Source organism: Thermoanaerobaculia bacterium (assembly GCA_035717485.1).
Classification (GTDB): domain Bacteria; phylum Acidobacteriota; class Thermoanaerobaculia; order UBA5066; family DATFVB01; genus DATFVB01.
The window spans coordinates 40,972-61,897 of record DASTIQ010000006.1 but is presented as its reverse complement, the minus strand read 5'-3'; the positions used below and the strand labels follow the sequence as shown (position 1 = coordinate 61,897).

Below are 20,926 nucleotides of genomic sequence, written 5' to 3'. Positions count from 1 at the left end.
CGGCGGCCCGGCAGCAGGAGCCATCCGAACGCGGCGACGCCGAGCGCGGCGAGCGGAGGAACGAAACCGGTGATCGACAGCAGAACGAGGAGGATTCCGGCCCCTCCCACTGCCGCGGCCGCGGGCGCGACCGGCGGCACGGCGCGCTCGATCGGCACGATCGCGCGTGCCGGCTCCAGGATCAGGATCGCCGCCCCGAGAGCGCCGGCCGCGGCGGCGCCGAACGGCGTCATCGCCGACAGAAATCGGCCGATCGTCATCCCGGAACGGTGCAGCAGGAAGAGATTCTGCGGGTTTCCGATCGGCGACACGCATCCGAGGACGTTGGCCGCCGTGATCTCGAGGATCACCGCGTTCCGGACCCGGAAGTCGGAGAAACGCGAGGCGGCGACCGTGAACGGGATCACGACGAAGAGCGCGACGTCGTTGGTGACGATCGCGGAGAGCGCTCCCGAGGCGACGACGAGCGCCGCGGTCAGCGACCGCGCGCGGGTGAACCGGCGCACGACGCGGCGCACCGCGAAGTCGAGCGATCCGGACCCGCGGAGGAGCCCCACGGAGATCACGAGAGCGGCGAGCGTGACGAGCAGCCGGGAATCCTCGACCCGCGGGATGTCCCGCCAGGGAACGAGACCGGTCGCGAGCGCGGCCGCGGCGATCACCGCCGTCGCCAGCAGGAACAGGTTCCGCCGCAGCATCGGGGGCATTCCTTCGACCAACGCGGCCAATGCTAGGATGCCGGGCGCGTGAAGAGCCACCGGAAACGCGAGATCCCCCGCCCGGAAGGGCTGGACGCGATCTTCCGCCCGCGCGCGATCGCCGTCGTCGGCGCCTCCACCCGGCCGCACTCGATCGGCGGCAATCTCCTCTCGAACCTGTTCCGTTCGGGCTTCACGGGGAAGATCTTCCCGATCAATCCGCGGGCGTCGGTCCTCCATTCCGTGAAGTGCTACGCCTCCGTCCTCGACGTTCCGGACGAGATCGACTGCGCGATCATTTCGGTGCCGAAGGAGGGCGTTCTGGGCGTCGTCTCGGAATGCGCGAAAAAGGGTATCCGGGGCCTCGTCGTCATCACGGCCGGCTTCAAGGAGGTCGGACCGGACGGCGCGGAGCTCGAGCGGCAGCTGGTCGAGCTCGTCCGGAAGAAGGGGATGCGGATGATCGGCCCGAACTGCATGGGCGTGATCAACGCGGAGCCGGAATACGCGATGGATGCGACGTTCTCCCCCACCCCCGCCTCCTACGGGCCGCTCGCGTTCGCGTCGCAGTCGGGCGCCCTCGGCGTCGCGATCCTGAACGTGGCCCAGGCGCTCAAGCTCGGGTTCACCCAGTTCGTGTCGATGGGAAACAAGGCGAACATTTCCTCCAACGACATGCTCGGCTACTGGGAGAACGACCCCCGCACGCGGATCATCGCGCTCTACCTCGAGTCGTTCGGGAACCCGCGCCGGTTCGTCGAGCTCACGCGCCGGATCACGAAGAAGAAGCCGGTGCTCGTCGTGAAGTCCGGCCGGACGGTCGCGGGAGCGCGCGCCGCGTCCTCCCACACCGGCGCCCTCGCCGCCTCCGAGGTGGCGATCGACGCCGTGCTCGAAGCGTGCGGGGTCTCCCGCTCCGACACGATCGAGGAGCTCTTCGACCTCGCTTCCGCGCTCACTTCGCAGCCCCTCCCGAAGGGAGACCGGGTCGCCATCCTCACGAACGCCGGCGGCCCCGCCATCATGGCGACCGACGCCGTGATCCAGCAGGGCCTGCGGCTCGCGGAGCTCTCGGCCCGGACGAAGCGGCGTCTCGCCGCATTCCTTCCGTCCGAGGCGTCGCTCGGCAATCCCGTCGACATGATCGCCTCCGCCTCCGACGTCAATTACGGGCGCGCGGCGAAGATCCTGCTCGAGGATCGCGGCGTCGACTCGGTTCTCGTCATCAACGTGACCCCCGTCCTCTACGGACCCCGTTCCGTCTGGGACGCGTTGATGGCGGCGACCCGCGGCGCGGAGAAGCCCGTTCTCTCCGTCTTCATGGCCAACGAGGAGTTCTACGACGAGGCGCGGTCGATGCCGGCGCATCCGCCGATCTACCGTTTCCCCGAACCGGCCGCGCGCGTGCTCGCCGAAATGTGGAAGATCGGTCGCTGGCAGAAGAAGCCGCGCGGAACGTTCCGGCGTTTCCGGATGAGGACCGAGACGATCCGGAAGATCATCGCGCGGCGACGGCGGCGTGGCGGCGGCTACCTCGATCCGGATGACGCGTTCTCGGTGCTCGCGGCGGCGGGAATTCCCGCCGCGCGGCCGGTCTTCGTGCGCCGCGAATCGCTCCTCGCCTCGGCAGCGCAAAGAGTCGGCTATCCGGTCGTCCTCAAGGCGGCGGGCGAGAAGATCGTCCACAAGTCGGACGTCGGGGGCGTCGCCACGGGGATCCGGGACGCCGCCGAGCTCCGCGAGGCGCTCGCGCGGATGAAAGCGGATCTCGCGCGGCACGGCGCGGCGGAACATCTCGAGGGGTACATCCTGCAGCGCGAGGCGAGCGGCCGCGAGCTCGTCGCGGGCGCGACGAACGATCCGCGGATCGGCCCTCTCGTGATGTTCGGGCTCGGCGGCCGCTACGTCGAGATCTTCAAGGACGTGAAGTTCGTGCTGCCCCCCGTCTCCCGCGAAGAAGTCCTCGAAGCCCTCGACAAGCTCAAGGCGGGAGCGCTGCTGTCCGGCGTCCGCGGCGAGCCGGCGGGGGACCGCGAGTTCCTCGTCGAGGCGATCCTCCGCGTCTGCCAGCTCGTGACCGACTTCCCCGAGATCTCGGAGATGGACGTCAACCCGCTCTTCGTCTCGCCGAAGGGACGCGGCGGGCTGGCCGTGGACGTCCGGATCCGGGTGTCCGGTCGCGAACCGGGGAATGGGAGCTGATCCGGATCGTCGGACGGCGGTTCCCGAGCGGCCCCGGCCGCTCTCCCGGATCGAACTTCTCGTCTTCCTGTTTCTCGGCTGCCGCCTCCTCGCGTGGGCGTTCCTCCTTCTCCCCTGGGGCGGCTTCGACGAGTACGCGCATCACGGCTACGTGGAAACGTGCGCCGAAACCCCGCGCTGGCACGCTTTCCGCTCGGTTTACGTCCCGACGCGCATCGTCGATGCCGAGCGCGACTGGCGCGGCCGCCGCGGGGGCTTCGACGCGCGGGTTCCGGGCATGACCAATGGTCCGGCCCCCCGGCCGCGGCAAGGGAACTACGAAACGCAGCAGTCTCCGGCCTACTATCTCGGCGCGGGGCTGCTCCTCCGAATTCTCCCGCCCCTCTCTCCCATTGCCGAGTTGTACCTTCTGCGAATCGTCAACGCCGGGCTCGCTCTCCTCGTGGGCGTGGCGACCATCGTGGCCGCGCGGCGCGCCGGTTTCTCGGAGCGCGCCTGGTTTCCGCTCGCCCTTCTCGCCTTCGTTCCCGGCTTCGCGATCGCGCTCGTCCGCGTGAGCAACGACGCCCTGTGCGCACTCTGCCTCGCGATCGGCATCGGTGCGTCGCTCGAGGATTCGCGCGGCCGGAGACGAGCGATCCTGGCCGCCGCGTCGACCGGGACTGCTCCCTGGGCCAAGCTGTACGGCCTCGCGGCAATTCCGGGCGTTCTCGTCCGGGCTCTCCGCCGCGGAGAGCGGAACCGAAGGATCGCGGCCGCCCTCCTCATTTTGCCGGCCGTTGCGCTCGCCGTTCTGTCGCGGCGGATCCACGGATCCGAAATCGCGTTGGCCGACGTGCTCACCCACCCGGCCGCCGTGCGACTCCGGGACGTCCCCTGGGCTCGCGACGCCTGGGCCTTCGTGAAGTCCCACCTGTGGGTGTCCGGGATGTCGGTTCGAGTCTTTCCGTCGCTCGTCTACGTCGTGCTCGCGATCGGACTCGCGGTCTGCCTGTGGAAGTCGGCTTCGGCTCCGCGGTCGAGTGCACGGGATCGCCGCAACCTGTCATCCGTTTCGATCCCCGTCATCCTCTTCCTCATCGCCGCCGCCTACTTCGCGACGAAGAATTTCGCCGCCTATCGCTCGCCGGGCGGAGTGGGTGGCTGGTACCTGTGGGCGATGGCTCTTCCGGAAGCACTCCTCCTCACCTGGGGGCTCGTCCACAGCCCACGGGGAGGCCGATGGTTCCCGATCCTGCTGTCGGGCTTCCTGCTTCTGACGGTTGCCGGGGACCTGGCTCTGTTCGCCGAACCGAGCGGCTTCCTCGCGAATTCGAACGGGCCAATCATCGTTATCAGCGGTGCCTCCTATCCCCGGATGCTCGAAGCATTTCGGCGGTCCCGGCCGGCACCCGTTGCCGTTGCCGCCGAAGCCACCGCCCTGCTTTCATGGATCCTCGGATTGACCACGCTCGTGACCGCATCCGGCGCGAGGGCGCCGACGGCACGTGGGCACCGCCTTCGGGTCGGCGCCGAAAACACCGACCACTCGCTCGACTGAAGCGAACCGCCCCTTCCCGGCGGCATGCATTTGCATCTGGCTGCGCCTGCCGCTCTCCGCATAATGGCCACGAGCGACCCGATGAAGCGGAAGTCGAGCATCTCGCCGCCGCGGAGGCGAATCGTCGTATGGAGCGCGGTCACTTCCGTCGCGGCCGCGGTCCTCTGCGTCGTGCCGCCGGCCGCGGCGCAGCACGCCGTCTCCTTCCCGCCGCCCCCGGTCGGTGTCGTCAACGAGTTTCGCTACCTCGGAGGCGCGTTGGTGTGCATCTCCGAGAACGAACCTCGGCCGCGCGACCGGGGCCTCGCTCCATGCCTCCACATCGGAGCGATCGCGGTCGACGAGACGACGGAAAGAGTGGACGACCGCCTGGGGAGGCCGTGGAAGGTCGTCGGGGGCGGAAGAGGCGAGACGATCCGCGTCTATCCCATTCACGGAGACCCCGAAGCCAATCCCTATTTCGCCGTCACGTTCAAAGCAGGGCGCGCCACGGCGATCCAGCTCTCCGGCGAGGAGACGCCCGACCCGTACAGCTTTTCCGGGCTTCGGCTGGGAGATTCGATCCGGCTCCTGAAGGACGTTCTGGGCCCCGTGACGGCCTCGGAGAAATTGCAGGGCACGGAGACCACTCTCCTGAGCTATCAGCCGTTTCCCATTTCCATCGAAGTGAAGAACCGGAAAGTCGTTTCGATCAAGATCTGGGCCGCGCATTCCTGACGAGCGCGCCAGCGGAATTCCAAAGCGCGCCGGGATCGATCGGCCGTCGACTCCCAACCGTTCCGAGTCCGTCGAGAACGGGAGGCAGTTCCCCTTGCTCGTCCATCGGATTGATGCTGGCATCGGTTGAGCAAGCGGCAACGGGGCGCGGGCGGCACGCCCGCCAGCGAAGGAGGACGACCGATGGAGAACGGAGAACGAGGGAACAGCCGAAACCTGGAGGACGAAATCCGGGAGCTTCGGAGGCTGGTGGCGCTGATCGGAGCGGGCTACCTGGTCACTGTCGCCGTGGTCGTCAGCGCCTGTCATTCGCCTCGGGGACGGGAAACACCCGGATTCCTCACCGTCCGCGGGCTCTCCGTCGTCGACGCGAACGGCACGGTACGAGTTCGCCTGGGCGCCCCGTTACCGGACCCGATCGCCGATGGCCGCCGGATCAAGCGGGACGAACCCGTTTCCGGAATCCTGATCTGCGACGCGGCGGGCGACGAGCGCGGCGGCTACGTCACGGACGAGACGAAGACCGGGGGAAACGCTCTCCTGACGCTCGACGGCAAGGACGGACAGGACGTCACGCTCGTCGCCTATCCTCATCGCGGCGCGGAAATCGGAGTTCAGTGGCGGCGGGGAAGCGCCGTCGCACTTCGCTCGGTGGAGGAAGGATCGAGCATCACGATCCTGAACGATGGCCGTGTCTCTTTCAAAGAGCCGCAATAAGGGGATCCGGAACGGCGCTTCAGCATCCCGGGAATCCTGACTCTGTCCCCGCCGGTCGGAGCTTCCATTGCCCATCGCGCTCCCGTTGAGTTACCTTCTTCAGACAAGCCGTTGAAGGGTGTTCCGTGGCAAGCGGATCCCGGCGGGGAGGATCGACCGCGCACCATTCCGTGGGCGATCCTCGGCTCCCTCGCCCTCGTCGCGGTCGCCATTCGCCTCTATCGTCTGAATCATTTTTCGTACTGGCTCGACGAGATCCTGGAATCCTTCACGATTCACGATTCCTGGAAAGGGTTGTGGCGGTCGCTTCGGTCCCAGGGAATCCAGGCGCCCATCGATTACGTCGTCGGAAAGATTCTCGGCACGCTGCATCCCTCCGACGCGGCGAGAAAGCTGCCGGCGGTCGTCTGGGGAACGGCGACGGTCGTCACGGCGGCGGCCTTCATGGCCCGGCGGGCCGGCCGGATCGCCGGGGTCGTGACCGGCGTTCTCCTCGCCGTTTCACCGTTCCACGTCCACTACTCACAGGAACTGAGACCGTACTCGCTCGGGATGTTCCTGTTGTGCGCGTCACTGCTCGCGCTCGAGAGCTTCCTGGCGCGGCCCTCGGTCACGCGCCTGGCCGCCCTCTACGGCGCGAGCCTTGCGACCGCGTACGCTCTCTACGTCGCCGCGCTCGCCCTCCTCCTGGCCGGCGCCGCTCTCGTCATCGAGGACGCGTTTTCCTCCGACCGGGTCCGGTCGCGTTCCGCGCGTCGATTCCTGGCGGCCGGTCCGGTGTTCGCAATCGCCTTGTGGCTCGGGTTCCTGCCGTGGTGGCCGGTCTTCCTGACCGGGATCCGCGGCGCTCCGATGGGAACCGCTCCCGTATTTTCGATGGCGCGGATCCCCCGGTTCTTCTCGTTTTTCGGTTTCGGACACGTCGACTGGCAGCCTCTCGGGTGGCCGGGAGCGCTCTTCGCCGGGGGATGCGCCGCCGGGGCCGTCCTGGCCTGCAGAAGGCCGGGCGTTCGGTTCCTTCTGCCGTGGTCCATCGGCGGGTTCGCGATCCTCGAGATCCTGGAACGACATCATCCGATCTTCGACTCGATCTTCCACTACACGCCGATGGGAATCGCCCTCGTCGGCCTTTTTGCGCTATCCCTGTCGGCGCTGATCGCCCGACCTTCGACGAAGCGGCTCGGAATCGGGCTGCTGATCCTGTCCGCCGCGCTCGAGATCGTGTCGCTCCGCGAATACTTTCGGACCGGCCGACCCGACTGGCGGCCGCTCGGCGCTTACCTGCGGGCGAGCCCGGCCGATGAGCGGATCATCACCGACACCGACTACACCTTCGTCTGCGTCACTTACTACGTCGCGGGGGCGGACTGGTTCGAGACACTGCACTCGCCCGGCGCGCGTTCGATCGTCACGGTCCGGGACGATCCGGCATCGATCGCGTGGCTCCGTGAGCCGGGGAAGACCGCGTGGCTGGTCCTTCGCGGTGGTCGGACTTCGGCGCTCACGCGATGGGCGGAGCCTTACCCCGGGATCGCTTTTCCCGGCGCGGAAGAAGGAGCGGTCGTCAAACGGATCGCTCCCGACCGCTGACGTCACGCGCTCCGGATTTTCCAGTACACCGCGTAACGCTCGTCGAACAGGGAGTTCAACGGCACGAGCTCCATCGCGCGGCCGTCGATAGTCGCGGCCCGGAACTCGAGAGGACGGGCCCCCGGGGACAATGACGCCCCGCGGAGCTCGGGAGCGGATACCGGATCGAGCTTGTACTCCGGGACGGTGCGCGGCTTCGTCGGCTCGGCGCGCAGCGTCGAGGGCGTCAGCCCCTCTTTTCCGAGCCTTCCGGCGAGCACGATCGGCCCGACCATCGCGGCCTGCGTCGAAGGATCGTCCGGAGTCGCTTCGAAGCGCGCCCGCATCGGCAGCGTGAGCGACACCCTGTCGCCGTCGCGCCACACGCGGTCGAGCGACCACCAGCTTCCCGGCGCCGCGAAGCCCTCGACCGGACGGCCGTTCAAGGTTCCCGCCGCGCGGCCCTCCGTCCAGGAGGGGATCCGGAGCCGGATCTCCGCCCGAACCGGCTCGGCCGCCCGGACGACGACGTTCGTCTCCGGGGTTTCCGGGAAGCGCGTCTCCTGGACGAGTCGGAGCTTCTTCTCTTTCCAGTCCAGCTCCGAAGCGATGAACTGATCGACGACGGCGGCCTCGCCGGAGCGGCTCCAGATCTGCTCGCCGACCTTCGCGAACGACTCGCTCCCCGTTCCGGTGCAGCACCAGAAATCGTGGAGAGGCGTCCCGAAGAGCTTCCAGTACCCGGAAGCGAGCGGCACGTAGTAGAGCTTCGACCCGTCCGCGGGATGCTGGGTTCCGAGGATGCCGTTCCAGAGCGCACGCTCGGCGTATTCCGCGGGGGCGGCGTCCTCCGCCCATGCCGCGACGTGCCGGGTGAGCTTCAGCATGTTGTACGTCGGGCAGCATTCCTGCGTGTATCCCGAGAGCTCCCCCGCGATGACGCCCGGTGCGGCGTTCCAGCTCTCGCCGTTGCTCGTGCCCCCCGTGCAGTAGGCGCGCCGCGCGGTGACCTCCCGCCAGAAGTATTCCGCCACGTCGCGATACCGGCGCTCGCCGGTCAGCTCGTACCGGCGGGCGGCGCCGACGATCTTGGGGATCGTCGTGTTGACGTGAAGGCCTTTGAGCTCGTCGCGGCCCTCGGCGAGAGGCGCGAAGATCCGCTCGTGGTCGAAGCGGCGGGCGACGTCGCGGAGGCTCTCGTCGCCCGTGATCGCCGCGAGGTCGTAGAGCGCCTCGTTCATGCCGCCGTACTCGCGCTCGAGGACGCGCGCCATCGCCGCCTCGCCCAGCGGCTGCGTCCACCGCGCCGTCCAGTTCGCCATTCCGCGGGCGACGTCGAGCGCCTGCGCGTTTTCGGCGAGGGTCGCCATTTCGATCATCCCGGCGAGGATCTTGTGGAGCGTGTAGAACGGCGCCCAGACGCGCTCGTCGCGGCGGAGCCGGTCGAAGAGCTCCTCGGGAAAGGCGGAGAGATAGCCGTTTCCGTGCGCCTTCTGGCACTTCGCGAGCGCCTCGACGATCGCGCCGCCCCGGGACTTCGCCTCGTCGTCCCCGAAAGCCGCGAACCGCATCGCGAGCGCCGACAGGTAGTGCCCGGTGTAATGCCCGCGGAGCTCGTTTTCCGGCGCCTCCCATCCGCCGAGCGGATCGGCGGAGGAGGGAATTCGCGCGGTGACCCGGAACGTGTGGAGCAGGCGATCGGGATCGAGGTTCATCAGGAACCGGCGATTCACCCCGGCCGCGTCGAAGAACGGTCCCGGAAGGAGCCGCACCCGGGGGAGGTCGAACGCCAGGAGGCCCTCCGCCGCCGGGGGCGCCGCCGGCGCCCCGAAGGCGAAACGGGCGGCCCGGAGAAGCGCCGCCGTCGAGACGGCGCCGCGAACGAATCCCCGCCGGGAGATCACGACCGGAAGTGTATGCCTCGAATCAGCGGCGAGTCGTGCCCTCCGCCCTTTCGAACCGCGCGAGGAAGCGGAGCACGGCGAAGAGGATCACGGTCGCCCCCGCCGCGAGCACGAAATGGGAGATCCCGCAGGCGAACCCCACGGCGGCCGTCGTCCAGATCGAGGCCGCGGTCGTGAGGCCGTGGACCTTGTCTTCGCTCTTGAAGATGAGCCCCGCCCCGAGAAATCCGATCCCCGTCGCGACCGCCTGGATCGGATCGAGGCGCAGCACGCTCGCGTTCGTCCCGCCCGACTCCGCCGCGGTGACGCGCGCGAGCGCGACGAACATCGCCGCGCCGATCCCGACGAGGATGTGGGTCCGGAGGCCGGCCGACTTCCCCGCCTTCTCGCGCTCCCAGCCGAGAACGGCCGCGAACCCGCCCGCGGCGAGCAGCCGGAGCAGGAGCGAGAGGTCGTCGGGCCACATGATCGAGGGTCAGTACTTCGCGATCTTCTCGATGGCGGCCGAGATGTCCTCGATCTGGGGCAGGATGAACTTCTCGAGAGTCGGCGCGTAGCCGACGAAGGTGTCGGTCGCCGCCACGCGCGCGACCGGGGCGTCGAGCCACTCGAAGAGCTCCCCCGAGATCCGCGCGGCGATCTCCGCGCCGTAGCCCCACGAGATCGGGTCCTCGTAGCAGACGATCGCCTTGCTCGTCTTCTTCACGGACGTCGCGATCGCGTCCCAGTCGTAGGGCGAGAGCGAGCGCAGGTCGATGATCTCGGTCGAGACGCCGGACGCTTCCTTCGATTTCGCCGCGGCGACGATCGAGCGCTGCACCTGCGCGCCGAAGCAGACGACGGTCACGTCCGAGCCTTCCTGGACGATCCGCGCCTTGCCGAACGGGATCGAATAATCCGGCCCCGGATAGGGGCCCTTGTTGTACGTCTGGCGGTAGAGGTGCTTGTGCTCCAGGAACATCACGGGATCGTCCCCGCGGATCGCGGTTCGGAGGAGGCCGTTGGCGTCCTGGGCGTTCGACGGCAGCACCACCCGCAGGCCGGGAACGTGCGTGAACATCACGGGATCGCACTGCGAGTGATAGAGGGCGCCGGCGATGTAGCCGCCGACGGGAACGCGCACGACGACCGGCGCGGAGAAGTTCCCTCCGGAGCGCCACCGCATCGTCGCGAGCTCGTTCCGGAGCTGCATGTACGCGGGCCAGATGTAGTCGAAGAACTGGATTTCGACGACCGGCTTCAGCCCTTTCACCGCCATCCCGACCGCCCGGCCGACGATGTTCGCCTCCGCCAGCGGCGAGTTGAAGACGCGCTCGTGCCCGTACAGGCGCTGGAGATTGTGCGTGACCTTGAACACGCCCCCCTTCCCCTTGACCTCTCCGAGCACCGCCTCGCGCGAGGCGTCGGCGACGTCCTCTCCGAACACGACGATCCGCGGATCGCGCTTCATCTCGTCGCGCAGGCACGCGTTGATGAGATCGACCATCGTCTGCGGATCGCCTTCCTCCTTCTTCGGCCCGTCGAAGGCGGACGACGTCGGATCGACGTCGGGCGAATAGACCCACTGAAGGGCGCTCTCCGGCGCCGGTAGCGGCGCCTCGAGCGCGCGCTCGGCGTCCTCGTCGATCTGGCGGTCGATCTCCTTTTGGAGCGAGGCGATCTCCGCCTCGCTCGCGACGCCCTCCGCGGCGAGGAATTTCGCGAAGTTGACGACCGGGTCGCGCGCGAGCTCCCGTTCCCGCTCCGGGGCGGGACGGTAGAGCTTCTCGTCGTCGGAAACGGAGTGCGAGTAGGGGCGGATCACGTGGGCGTGAACGAGCGCCGGGCCCTTCCGGAGCCGGCAGTACTCCGCGGCGTACCGGAGCGCGTCGTACGACTCCAGGAAGTTGCAGCCGTCGACCTCGGTCACGAAGAGATTCGGGAACCCCCGGACGAGTTTCGAGATCGACGCCCCCGCGAGCCCCACTTCCGCCGGCGTCGAGATCGCGTACCCGTTGTCTTCGATGAGATACAGGACCGGGAGCTTCAGGTTGCAGGCGGTGTTGAGCGATTCCCAGAACTCTCCTTCCGCCGTCTGCCCCTCGCCTCCCGAGACGAGGACGATTTCGTCGGAGCGGAAGGCCTTTTCCTGGAGACCCGGAATCTTCGCCATCCGCATCCCGGCTTCCGCGATTCCGACGGCGTTCAGGAACTGCATCGCCGTGCAGGACGACTTCGACACGAGGTTGAAGTTCTTGTGTCCCCAGTGCGACGGCATCTGCCGGCCGCCGGAGGCGGGATCGTCCTTGGCGCCCGTTCCGCCGAGGAACATCTCGTAGGGCGTCACGCCGAGGGCGAGGCACAGCGCACGGTCGCGGTAGTAGCAGATGAACCAGTCGTGCGCGGGCTTGACCACCATGCCGGCGGCCGTGAGCACGGCCTCGTGTCCCACCCCGTTGATCTGGAAGTACGTTCGGTTCTGTCGCTTGAGCTGGATCTCCTTGTCGTCCACCCGCCGGGAACGGTAGATGTTCCGGTACGCGGCGACGAGCGTCGAAGCGTCCAAACCGTGGTATTTCTCGACTCGTGCTTCCGACGCCATGAACGCCCTCCGTGAGCGGATTTTAGTGCCCCGGAACGCGGATAGCGAACGCGCCGAGCCTGCCGCCGTTGAACGAGGTCGAGACGCGCCGTGGGAGCGGACGCCGGGAGCGTCGGGCCCGCCGGCGTGGCCGAAGCCACTTCGGCGCGGCGAAGGCCCGAGGCGTGACGCAGAGATCGTTCGGAGCGGGGCGGCTCCCTTCGGGTCCGGGCGGCGGCGCTCCGAACGCCACGATCGCCATCGGTGTTCCCGGGCGCCGGCCCGGAACCGGACCGCGGTTCCCGGCGCGGACGCACCGCGCCGCGCGGCCGGCGGGGATTGGCCCCCGCCTTGCTCTCCGGCTTGGCCCGAGTGAGCAATTCGCGCAAATCGTCCGAGTCCGAGCGGATGGACGGCTCCCGGATGTGGCTCGAGCTCGTCGTCTATTCGGCGCTGATCGTCGGCTATCTCCTCCTGGTCCTGAAGACGCTCGACCGCCCCCTCGCGGTCATGTTCGAGCGCCACCGCGTCACGTACGCGTTCACCGCGATCCTCCTCATCCTCCTGCAGGGAATCGTGCTGGAGCTCCTGACGAAGGTCCTCGTCGGGCTCTTCCGGCGGGATTCGAACGGCCGAAGGCGATGACGTTCCTGATCTCGCACGTCACGATCGCGACGCCGTGGCTGATCGCCGTCGGCTTCGTCGTCGGAATTCTCGGCGGATTCTTCGGCGTCGGCGGCTCGTTCCTCGCCGGACCCGCCCTGTACGTGCTCGGTCTCCCGATGAACTACGTCGTCGGGACCGACATCGCGCACATCGTCGGAAAGTCGGTGGTCGCGGCGAAGAAACACCGCGCGCTCGGCAACGTCGACATCAAGCTCGGTCTTCTCATGGCGCTCGGGACGATTCCGGGCGTCGAGGTCGGAGCGCGGCTCGTTCAGGCCCTGAAGCGCACGAAGCACGCGGACGTCGCGCTCGGCCTGTCGTTCTCGATCGTCCTCCTCGTGATCTCCGCGTTCATCATCTGGGAGAGCCTCGGTGCGCTGCGGCGGAGCCGCGCGAGCAAGACGGGAAAGATCCGGACCAGGAACGCGCCGAAGAAAGACCGCCTCCACTTCAACTCCCTCTGGCAGTGGATCCACGGCGTCCGCATCCGGCCGATGATCCGGCTGCCCATCTCCGGGATCCGGGTCTCGTTCTGGGCGGTGCTCGGCATCTCCCTGATCGGCGGATTCTTCTCCGGCTTCCTCGGCGGCGGAGCGGGATACATCCGCATGCCGATGCTCGTCTACGTGCTCGGGGTCCCGACCCACGTCGCGATCGGGACGGATCTCTTCGAGATCATCCTCTCGGCGGGTTACGGAACCTTCTCGCACGCGCTGAAGGGAAACGTGGACATCCTGATCGCGCTCGTCATGCACACGGGCGCCGCGATCGGAGCGCAGATCGGAGCGCAGGCGACCGAGAAGTTCCACGGGCCGGGGATCCGCCTCGCCTTCGCGCCGCTGCCGATCCTCGGAGCGGCGACTCTCCTCTACGAGCTGCATCATCGGGGGCTGCTGTGAGCGACAAAACGATCGGGAGGGTCCTTCTTCTCGTCGCGGACTCCGAAGCCGCGAAGACGGCGACCCGGTTCGCCGGCCTCTTCGCGGCGCGATGCGGCGCGGCCGTGACCGCCTTCTCGGTCGCGCGCGCGGGCGAGGTGCGCACCGATCTCGAGCGGGCTCTCGCCGAAGCGACGACGACCCTCGGCAAGTCTTCCGTCGCCGTCGAAACGGCGATCGTCGAGGGCGAGCTGATCGCCGAAGCGGCGAAGAAGGCGCGCGACGGATACGACCTGACGGTCTTCGGGGCTTCGGCGAGGACCGGGCGCGAAGGACGGCGCCTTTCGCTCGCCGTCTGGCAGCTGGCGAAGACCGTGGACACGCCGGTCCTGCTCATTCCCCGGGAAGCGAAGCCCTCCGTCGAGCGGATCCTCGTCTGCACCGGGGGCGAACGCTACATCGAGAAGGGCGTCCGGTTCGTCGCGACGCTCGCCCGGTGCCTCGCCGCCCAGGTTTCGCTCCTCCACATCCTCCCGGTCGCGCCGGAGATGTACCGGGCCTGGGCGCCGGTGCCGCGAACTCCCGACCGGCTGCTCGCCGGCGAGAGCCGTCTCGCGCGAGTGCTGCGCGACCAGCTGGCGATCTTCCAGAAGGAGGAGGTCGCCGCGACTCTCGTCCTCGAGGAGAGCGACTCGATCGAACGCACGATCTTCGACGTCTGCCGGCGCATCGACGCTCAGCTCCTCGTCGTCGGCTCTTCGCCGATCCGGGGCCGGCTCCGCACGTCGATGCTGGGGAGCGTCACCCGCGACGTGATCGTCCGGGCGAACGTTCCCGTCCTGATCGTCCGATCGAGCCCCGCGGGACTCCTGAAGGATCTGTGGAAGATCCTGAGGGAAGGATAGTCGCGAGTCCGAGAGTCACGAGTGGGGAGACCTTCGATGGGGCCCTCTTTCGAAGAGCCGGCGCCCCGCGCGGGAACCGTTCTCTTCCCCGCGCGAGGCGTTTCCCGGGCCGAACGGCGGCCTGCGCAGCGGGGATAATCGGCCCGTGCCGTCGCCCCGCCGTTTTCCGAGAGCCTTCGCTCTCCTCGTCGCCGTCGCCGCCTTCATCGCCGTCGGTTTCGCCTTCACGCGCGCGGCGGGCAGCTGGCGCCAATACCGCGCGTGCATGCCGGTCGATCCGTCCGGCGCGGAGGTCTACCTCGACGGAGCGGAGATCTGGGGCGGGGCCGGAGTGGCCGCGGTCGCGATCGGGGGAATCGCCGCGATCGTGGCCTTGCGGAGACGCTGAACGCGCCCGCTCACTTCGCCGGCGCGGTCTGCTCCTTCAGCCACGCGAGGATCGTCTCCAGCGCGTCCACGGCGAACGGTCCGGTTCCCATCCGGGTCATTCCCTCCACCGCGGACGCGTGCCGGGCGAAGACGTGGTCCATCCCCGGCACCTCGACGAACCGGGCGGCGCCTGCTCGCCGGGCGTTCACGATCGAGACGATCCGCTCGTGATCCTCCCGGCTCATGATGAAGTCGTACTCGCCGTGGATCGCGAGGACCGGGACGGCGACGCGCGCCCAGGCCTCTTCGAGATTCAGCCCCTGGAGCTGCCGGTAGTACGCGAGCGGGCGGCCGTACTGCCGCTCGGGCTCGTCGGACCACACCCCCGCGAGCTCAGGCCTCTCCTTCGCGATCTCGGCGGGAGTCATGCCGCGATTCAGATAGAGGACGTAGAACGCGGCCGTCTTCCGCATGACTTCGTTGACGTCGCCGGGAGCCTTCCCGGCGAGCGTCATGCGCCGCCGCTCGATTTCCATCATGTGCTCGAACCAGGTCTTCACCCAGCCTCCGGCCGTGACGTACCCGGCGACCGGCGCGTCTTCGGCCACGAGCGGGGCGAAGCCTCCGCCGTTGCTCCAGCCGAAGACGAAGATCCGCGAGGGATCCACGTCGGCTCGGGCGCGAAGCTGCCGGAACGCGGCACGGTAGCCGGCGAGCTCCGCGTCGAAATCCGTTTCGCCGCACACCCCTTCGCTGTCGCCGACCCCCGCCTTGTCGACCCGGTAGAAGAGCATTCCGGAGCGCGAGGCGAGTCCGCGAATCGTCGCGGACGTCGAATCGGAGGCGCCGTCCGGCGCCTCGACCGAGTCGCAGGAAAGCCAGCCGGCGAGGAAGAGCGCCGGAAGACGGCCCGATGCGCCCGCCGGTTTCGTGACGATCGTCCGGAGACGCGGTCCCCCGGGCGCCGCGACGCTCCCGTATTCCACGGCGATTCCGGGATACGTCTCGGAACGGGAGCCGCCCTTACGCGGCAACTCGCCCGCGGCCGCCGCGAGCCGCGCGAGACCGAGTCCCGTGAGGACCACCGCACCGAGGGCGCGAAGCGCGGGTCGCGGAATCATCGGCCGATCACTCCCCTTCGGCCCCCGCCGCGTTTATCGAATCCTGGACTTCCACCTTTTCCGCCGTGTCGTGAGCAAGCGCCATGGCCTTGTCCCATTCGGCCCGCGCGCGGGCGCGGTCTTTCCGGGCGAGATAGGTGTCGCCCAGCTGGGCATGGACCCGCCACAGCTCCCGGCTGTTGGGGTGCTTCGCGGCGTAGTCCGACAGCCAGGCGATCGCGTCGTCGTATTTCTTCTGCGCGTTCAACGTCGAGACGGCGACGATGATCGCCTGGGCCTCGTTGGCGATCGCCTTCGCACGGTCACGGAGCGCCGCCGCGCCCCGCGAGTCTCCCTTCTTCTCCAGAACGGCCGCTTTCGTCCGCAGCGTCGAGAAGGTTTCCGCGAGCGAGAGCGCGTGGTCCGCCATCTCGAGCGCGGCGTCGACCCCGCCGTGCGCGAGCTCCCAGCGCGCCGCCTGAGCCCACGCGTCGGCGTTCCAGTGCTTGCCGCCGCGGAGCTCGTCCCGAACCGAGACGCGCACCGTCGCCGGAACGTCGACCGCGATCCGGACCGGGATCCTCACCTTCTCCCACCGGAGCGAAAGCGTCGCAGCGTCGTCGGCGAGATCGTCGAACGTGTAGAGGAGGCGCTCCTGCGGCTCGGCGAGCGGCTGCGGAGAGACGTCGACGCGGGCGGAATCCTCGGAGGGATCATAGCTGTACGTCCCCCACCCCCCGGGAAAGCGGCTGAGCGCCAAGGTCCACCGGGAAGCCCCCGGGATCATGAAGAGCCCGTAGGTGCCCGCGTCCACGGGTTTTCCCTCGACGGTGACCGGCGTCGAGAAGGAGATCGTGGTGCCCTCGTTGGCGCCCGCGCGCCAGACCACCCCGTACGGCACGAGACCGTTCCAGATCTTCCGCTTGTTCACCGCCGGCCGGTGGTAGCGGACCTCGACGTCGGTGATCCCGATCGTCTGCATCGCGGAGGCCGCGGGACTCGCTTCCGGGAGGTCGAGGACGTATTGGCCGCGGGCGAGCCCGGCCGTTAGAACCAGGCCGGCCGCGATGGTGAAGCTCTTCTTCATGATTCTCTCCGTCCTTGTCGCTACGAACCGGACGGACGAAAGTTTTCGGAGGGGCCGGCGGGGAGCGTCGCCGAACGGCCCGAGTTCAGCGACGCGCACGCGAGTACGCGACCGCGGCAACGAGATGTTCGATACCCCCGATCGGTCCCCGAACGACGATGCCTTCGGGGGCACGCGCCGCCGTGCCCTACGGTGTCGGGTCTTTAGACCGCAGCCGCCAGATATTCGTCCACGTTTTCCGGCGTGATCACGTCGATGCCCGTATCGACGGCCCGAGGCAGCGGAACGCCCAGCGATGCCTGCCACAACATCAGGACGGACATCGAGCCCTGCATTTTCGGAATGGTTGCCGACGAGGACTCGATCACGCCTTCTTTGATGGCATCGAGTATCGGCTTGATCCCGTCCATGCCGACGACTTTCACTTTGCCGACCCTCCCGGCCTCCTTGATGGCGGTGGCGATGCCGATGGGACCCGAAGCATCGCAGCACAGGTAACCACTCAGATCGGGATGCGATTCGAGAACCGCCAAGGCCTGCCGGCGAGCAGTCTCGATGTCGTCATTGTCCATGCCGCCGTCGACAATGAATGTACCGGGATATTTCCCCAGGACGGCCATCTGAGCTTCGTAGCGCTCTTTGTGGTTTGGCGCCGTGGGATATCCCTGCATCACCGCCACCTTGCCGGCGTACCCGATCAGTTTCACGAGACGCTCGGCCGCGACGATTCCCTGCTGGGCAAAGTCGTTGCCGACGCAGGTGATGCCGGGATCCGGCGATGGTGAGTCGAAGAGAACCACCGGAATCCCCTGATCCCTGATGTGGTTGATCGCCGTCATGTGGCCTATCGCGTCGACCGGATCGACGGCGATGCCGGTCGGGCGGCGGCGGGCGGCCTTTTCCAGGATCGCGTTCTGCTCGGCGACGTCCGCAATCGACGGCGGCATATAGTCGACCACAATTTCGACACCAAGCTCACGGCTCAGGATTTCGGCCTGATCCTGCGCGCCTTTGTGTACCTCGTCGAACCAGGGGTGCGCGACTTTCGGGACGATGACGAATCGAAGCGCTTTTGCCATTTCTCGAGTTCTCCTTCGGCACAATCAGGAGTCCACGACCCGATCTCAGGCTACCGCTACTCCCTATATCTCTCCTGCAAGAGGAATCCTCTCAACTGCTCTCCTTGTTTGCATTCGAATTCGCGAAGCGAGAGTTCTGCAGGGCCGTTCCAGAGCGCGGGACTGCTCCGAACTCCCCAATTTGCCTGACTTCTTGAACTCGTCCCTCGCGCGCGCGGGAGGAATGGGGTCGTAACCCATTGGAAAAAATGGTCGGGGCGGTCGGATTTGAACCGACGACCTCCTGCTCCCAAAGCAGGAGCGCTACCGGGCTGCGCTACGCCCCGAGACGCCGACGATTATCGCACCCGCGGCTGCCATCGAAACGTCGCGAGCGAGAGCCGCCCCTCGGCTTCGAACCGGACGCCTTCGCGCTCCAGCATTCGCCTCTGAAGCACGTCGTGCCCCGAGCCGCTCCGCCGCCGGCTGACCATGCCCTTCGCGTTGACGACCCGGTGCCAGGGGAGGGGGGCGCCGTCCGGCAGCGCATGCAGCGCGTAGCCGACGAGCCGGGCGTGGCCCTCGAGGTCCGCGAGCCGCGCGACCTGGCCATACGTCGCCACACGCCCGCGGGGGATTTTCGCGACGACCCGGTAGATCGCGCGATAGGACGGCGAAAGGCCGGGGGGCGTCCTCACCGGCCCCCGAAGACGTCGGGCAGCGTCAGCCTTCCTTCTCGCAGTTGACCATCCAGGGGATGCCGAACCGGTCGATGCACATCCCGAAGCGCTCCGCCCAGAAAGTCTTCGCAAAGGGCATCTTCACTTCGCCGCCTTCGGAGAGCGCCTTGAAGATTCGCTCCCCCTCCGACGTCTTCGTCACGCCGATCGCGACGGAGAAGCCCTGCGGCTTCGTGAAGTACTGGGGCGGAGCATCCGAGCCCATCACGACCGCCCCGCCGCCGAGGTCGAGCCGCGCGTGCAGGATCCGGTCGCGCTGATCGGCGGGAGTCTGGTCCGCGACCGGCGACTCGCCGTTTTTCATCATCTCGAGCTTTCCCCCGAGGATCTTCTCGTACGTCCGAAAGGCCTCCGCGCACGTCCCGTTGAACGCGAGATACGGTTCCAGGTTCACGATTCACTCCTTTCCCGAAGAAATGCCACTTCCCGCGCCGGCGCGAGCGCCGGCGTTCACGACGTCTTCCGCTTCTCCATCTCCCTGCGCATTCTCTCTTCCTGTTCGCGGAGCTCGGGCGTGAACTCCGCGCCGAAATCCTCCGCCTCGAAGATCTGCCGGATCTCGATCTCCGACTCCCCCTCGAACGGATTCGGGCACCGCATCACCCACTCGATCGCCTCGTCCTTCGACTTCACCTGCAGGATCCAGAACCCCGCGATCAGCTCGTCCGTCTCGGGGAAGGGACCGTCGACGACCGTCCGCTTCGTTCCGGAGAACTTCACGCGCGCCCCCTTCGCGCTCGGCTGCAAGCCCTCCCCCGCCAGCAGGACCCCCGCTTTCATGAGCTGCTCGTTGAAAGCGCCCATCTCGGCGAGGATCTTCTCGCTCGGCATGGCGCCCACGACTTCGGACTCTTTCGTCGCCCTGACCATCACCATGAACCTCATCGTCGACTCCCTTCTTCCGTCGTCCCCGTTTTCGAGTCTGCCATTCCCGGCTCGATCTCACGATGACCCAGAACCGGCGGAATCGACAGCTCATTCGACGAAAACCGGAGATTTAAGCAAGTACCAGAAAGGGCGACGGAATCAGTACCGGTTTCGGCCTCGTCCGCCCGGATTTCCGTCCTTCCGGCCTGGGGACGCCCCCAGGACGTCTCTTCCGGCCTCCCCGAAGAGTCCGACCCCGAGGCGTCTCAGCCGCCCTCCCCCGGACCGAGCGCGTCGCGCCTTCCCGGCGGGTTGATCTTCCTGGCCGGATTCTCGATCTCCAGCGCGAGATAGGGATTCAGAGGCGAAGCCGCGAGACCGCGGAGGCCCGGCACCTTCATCGCCGAGAAGAAGGCGGCGATCGCGGGAGAAAAGAGCTTGCCGAACCAGCGCCTCCGCACGCGCTTGAACTGGAGGCGCCCGGAAGGGCTGACGGCGCGGAGCCGAAGAGCGGGATCGACCCGGCGGACGAGCTTCCGGACCTCGCCCACCTTCGGGAGGAAACCCTCGCTCGTCGAATGGAAGCGCGCGCCGCCCGCTCCGGTCCCGTGCCAGAAGTCGATCGGAAAGGCGCCGTTCGGAAAGTCGAGCCACACGACTCCCGAAGGCCCGACGACCCGCAGGAGCTCGCGGAGAAACACCAGGCGCTCGTCGTCGCGCGTCGGAGCGGGACGGACGGCGTACGGCGGGCCGGCCGTCTCGACGACGCCGACGTGCTCGAGGACGCCGGAGCTCACGACGACGTCGAAAGAGGCGGCGGGAAACGGAAGGCGGGAACCCGAGGCGACGCAGAGCCGGGCGGGGTTCTCCCGACCGCGCCACTGCCAGCGGCGGAGCTTCGAAGAATCGTTTCCCCATGCATCGGCGCCCGCCGCGACGAGCAGGTCCGTCGCGAGCCCGTTGCCGCACCCGCAGTCCAGGATCCGCAGCCCCTCGACTCGGCCGAAGCGCGAACGCAGCCGCGGGAGGAAGAAACTCCCGACGCGCGCGCGGGTCCCGGCGACTTCGTCCTCCAGGCCCTGCAGCAGAACGGGAGTGACGTCGCGCTCCGACGAGAACGCGTCGTAGTACTCCCCTTCGGAGAAATCGGCGATCCCGTCCTCGACCGGATACGCGCGGGCGCAGGCGTCGCACACGAGCGCCTCCTCCGCGGAGGAGAGCGCTCCGTGGCAGCGCGGACAGACGTAGGTCAAGCGCCCGGCTTCGTCAGGGTCACCGTCCCGGTCGCCGTTCCGCTCGACGTCAGATCCAGACGGCTCCCGGCGGAACCCCACGGAGCGGCGCGGGAG

General features: G+C 68.0%; 20 protein-coding genes and 1 tRNA gene. 9 read left to right on the top strand and 12 right to left on the bottom strand.

Features of this window, described 5'->3' with window-relative positions; all coding sequences use genetic code 11:
• A partial coding sequence (locus tag VFS34_00395; GenBank protein ID HET9792891.1) for an SLC13 family permease occupies nucleotides 1–698 on the bottom strand: 698 nt, incomplete at its 3' end.
• Nucleotides 699–746: 48 nt separating this feature from the next.
• Between VFS34_00395 and VFS34_00390 the strand changes: the two genes are divergently transcribed.
• From VFS34_00390 to VFS34_00370, 5 genes are all read left to right on the top strand, one after another.
• On the top strand, nucleotides 747–2,900 hold the full coding sequence (locus VFS34_00390) for an acetate--CoA ligase family protein (protein ID HET9792890.1): 2,154 nt from the start codon (nucleotides 747–749) through the stop codon (nucleotides 2,898–2,900).
• Nucleotides 2,890–4,440, top strand: coding sequence for a hypothetical protein (locus VFS34_00385; protein HET9792889.1), 1,551 nt, complete (start codon nucleotides 2,890–2,892; stop codon nucleotides 4,438–4,440). Before VFS34_00390 ends, VFS34_00385 begins: the two co-directional genes overlap by 11 nt.
• An 81-nt stretch (nucleotides 4,441–4,521) precedes the next feature.
• Nucleotides 4,522–5,157, top strand: coding sequence for a hypothetical protein (locus tag VFS34_00380; protein ID HET9792888.1), 636 nt, complete (start codon nucleotides 4,522–4,524; stop codon nucleotides 5,155–5,157).
• A 183-nt stretch (nucleotides 5,158–5,340) separates the two neighbouring features.
• On the top strand, nucleotides 5,341–5,874 hold the full coding sequence (locus VFS34_00375) for a hypothetical protein (protein ID HET9792887.1): 534 nt from the start codon (nucleotides 5,341–5,343) through the stop codon (nucleotides 5,872–5,874).
• A 111-nt stretch (nucleotides 5,875–5,985) separates the two neighbouring features.
• A complete protein-coding gene (locus VFS34_00370) occupies nucleotides 5,986–7,464 on the top strand; it encodes a glycosyltransferase family 39 protein (GenBank protein ID HET9792886.1) in 1,479 nt (492 codons plus the stop codon).
• Nucleotides 7,465–7,466: 2 nt separating this feature from the next.
• Here VFS34_00370 and VFS34_00365 read toward each other — a convergent pair whose 3' ends face one another.
• From VFS34_00365 to VFS34_00355, 3 genes are read right to left on the bottom strand one after another with little or no spacing between them, the layout of a single operon-like run.
• A complete protein-coding gene (locus VFS34_00365) occupies nucleotides 7,467–9,347 on the bottom strand; it encodes a glycoside hydrolase family 127 protein (protein ID HET9792885.1) in 1,881 nt (626 codons plus the stop codon).
• A gap of 22 nt (nucleotides 9,348–9,369) precedes the next feature.
• Nucleotides 9,370–9,813: an MgtC/SapB family protein gene (locus VFS34_00360; protein ID HET9792884.1), complete on the bottom strand. Its 444-nt coding sequence runs from the start codon at nucleotides 9,811–9,813 to the stop codon at nucleotides 9,370–9,372.
• 9 nt (nucleotides 9,814–9,822) lie between these two features.
• Nucleotides 9,823–11,928 carry a dehydrogenase E1 component subunit alpha/beta gene (locus tag VFS34_00355; GenBank protein HET9792883.1) on the bottom strand — a complete coding sequence of 702 codons (2,106 nt, stop codon included), beginning with the start codon at nucleotides 11,926–11,928 and terminating at the stop codon, nucleotides 9,823–9,825.
• A gap of 351 nt (nucleotides 11,929–12,279) precedes the next feature.
• Between VFS34_00355 and VFS34_00350 the strand changes: the two genes are divergently transcribed.
• The 4 genes from VFS34_00350 to VFS34_00335 all read left to right on the top strand — a co-directional run bounded on the left by VFS34_00350 (nucleotide 12,280) and on the right by VFS34_00335 (nucleotide 14,744).
• Entirely contained in the window at nucleotides 12,280–12,552 is a 273-nt protein-coding gene (locus tag VFS34_00350; GenBank protein ID HET9792882.1) for a hypothetical protein, read from the top strand.
• Nucleotides 12,549–13,472, top strand: a complete 924-nt coding sequence (locus tag VFS34_00345) for a sulfite exporter TauE/SafE family protein (GenBank protein HET9792881.1) — start codon at nucleotides 12,549–12,551, stop codon at nucleotides 13,470–13,472. The genes VFS34_00350 and VFS34_00345 overlap by 4 nt, the downstream gene beginning before the upstream one ends.
• Complete coding sequence (locus VFS34_00340) at nucleotides 13,469–14,356, top strand: universal stress protein (protein ID HET9792880.1); 888 nt, start codon at nucleotides 13,469–13,471, stop codon at nucleotides 14,354–14,356. Before VFS34_00345 ends, VFS34_00340 begins: the two co-directional genes overlap by 4 nt.
• A 145-nt stretch (nucleotides 14,357–14,501) precedes the next feature.
• Nucleotides 14,502–14,744, top strand: a complete 243-nt coding sequence (locus VFS34_00335; GenBank protein HET9792879.1) for a hypothetical protein — start codon at nucleotides 14,502–14,504, stop codon at nucleotides 14,742–14,744.
• Between the two features lie 10 nt (nucleotides 14,745–14,754).
• Here VFS34_00335 and VFS34_00330 read toward each other — a convergent pair whose 3' ends face one another.
• The 8 genes from VFS34_00330 to VFS34_00295 form a co-directional block, all read right to left on the bottom strand.
• Nucleotides 14,755–15,846: an alpha/beta hydrolase gene (locus tag VFS34_00330; protein HET9792878.1), complete on the bottom strand. Its 1,092-nt coding sequence runs from the start codon at nucleotides 15,844–15,846 to the stop codon at nucleotides 14,755–14,757.
• 7 nt (nucleotides 15,847–15,853) lie between these two features.
• Nucleotides 15,854–16,912, bottom strand: coding sequence for a DUF2911 domain-containing protein (locus VFS34_00325; protein ID HET9792877.1), 1,059 nt, complete (start codon nucleotides 16,910–16,912; stop codon nucleotides 15,854–15,856).
• 203 nt (nucleotides 16,913–17,115) lie between these two features.
• Nucleotides 17,116–17,991, bottom strand: coding sequence for a substrate-binding domain-containing protein (locus VFS34_00320; protein HET9792876.1), 876 nt, complete (start codon nucleotides 17,989–17,991; stop codon nucleotides 17,116–17,118).
• A 249-nt stretch (nucleotides 17,992–18,240) separates the two neighbouring features.
• Nucleotides 18,241–18,317: transfer RNA gene (locus VFS34_00315), tRNA-Pro, on the bottom strand.
• Between the two features lie 12 nt (nucleotides 18,318–18,329).
• Entirely contained in the window at nucleotides 18,330–18,668 is a 339-nt protein-coding gene (locus VFS34_00310) for an MGMT family protein (protein ID HET9792875.1), read from the bottom strand.
• A gap of 25 nt (nucleotides 18,669–18,693) precedes the next feature.
• Nucleotides 18,694–19,104: a VOC family protein gene (locus tag VFS34_00305; GenBank protein ID HET9792874.1), complete on the bottom strand. Its 411-nt coding sequence runs from the start codon at nucleotides 19,102–19,104 to the stop codon at nucleotides 18,694–18,696.
• A 56-nt stretch (nucleotides 19,105–19,160) separates the two neighbouring features.
• Nucleotides 19,161–19,595, bottom strand: a complete 435-nt coding sequence (locus VFS34_00300; protein ID HET9792873.1) for a YciI family protein — start codon at nucleotides 19,593–19,595, stop codon at nucleotides 19,161–19,163.
• A gap of 248 nt (nucleotides 19,596–19,843) precedes the next feature.
• Nucleotides 19,844–20,830, bottom strand: a complete 987-nt coding sequence (locus VFS34_00295; protein ID HET9792872.1) for a methyltransferase domain-containing protein — start codon at nucleotides 20,828–20,830, stop codon at nucleotides 19,844–19,846.
• Between the last annotated feature and the right edge of the window lie 96 nt (nucleotides 20,831–20,926).

What these genes read in the sequence shown, in the direction of transcription:
- VFS34_00385 (HET9792889.1), top strand. Translation starts at nt 2,890, where the DNA reads ATGGGAGCTGATCCGGATCGTCGGACGGCGGTTCCCGAGCGGCCCCGG.
- VFS34_00380 (HET9792888.1), top strand. Translation starts at nt 4,522, where the DNA reads ATGAAGCGGAAGTCGAGCATCTCGCCGCCGCGGAGGCGAATCGTCGTA.
- VFS34_00375 (HET9792887.1), top strand. Translation starts at nt 5,341, where the DNA reads ATGGAGAACGGAGAACGAGGGAACAGCCGAAACCTGGAGGACGAAATC.
- VFS34_00360 (HET9792884.1), bottom strand. Translation starts at nt 9,813, where the DNA reads ATGTGGCCCGACGACCTCTCGCTCCTGCTCCGGCTGCTCGCCGCGGGC.
- VFS34_00355 (HET9792883.1), bottom strand. Translation starts at nt 11,928, where the DNA reads ATGGCGTCGGAAGCACGAGTCGAGAAATACCACGGTTTGGACGCTTCG.
- VFS34_00345 (HET9792881.1), top strand. Translation starts at nt 12,549, where the DNA reads ATGACGTTCCTGATCTCGCACGTCACGATCGCGACGCCGTGGCTGATC.
- VFS34_00330 (HET9792878.1), bottom strand. Translation starts at nt 15,846, where the DNA reads ATGATTCCGCGACCCGCGCTTCGCGCCCTCGGTGCGGTGGTCCTCACG.
- VFS34_00325 (HET9792877.1), bottom strand. Translation starts at nt 16,912, where the DNA reads ATGAAGAAGAGCTTCACCATCGCGGCCGGCCTGGTTCTAACGGCCGGG.
- VFS34_00320 (HET9792876.1), bottom strand. Translation starts at nt 17,991, where the DNA reads ATGGCAAAAGCGCTTCGATTCGTCATCGTCCCGAAAGTCGCGCACCCC.
- VFS34_00300 (HET9792873.1), bottom strand. Translation starts at nt 19,595, where the DNA reads ATGAGGTTCATGGTGATGGTCAGGGCGACGAAAGAGTCCGAAGTCGTG.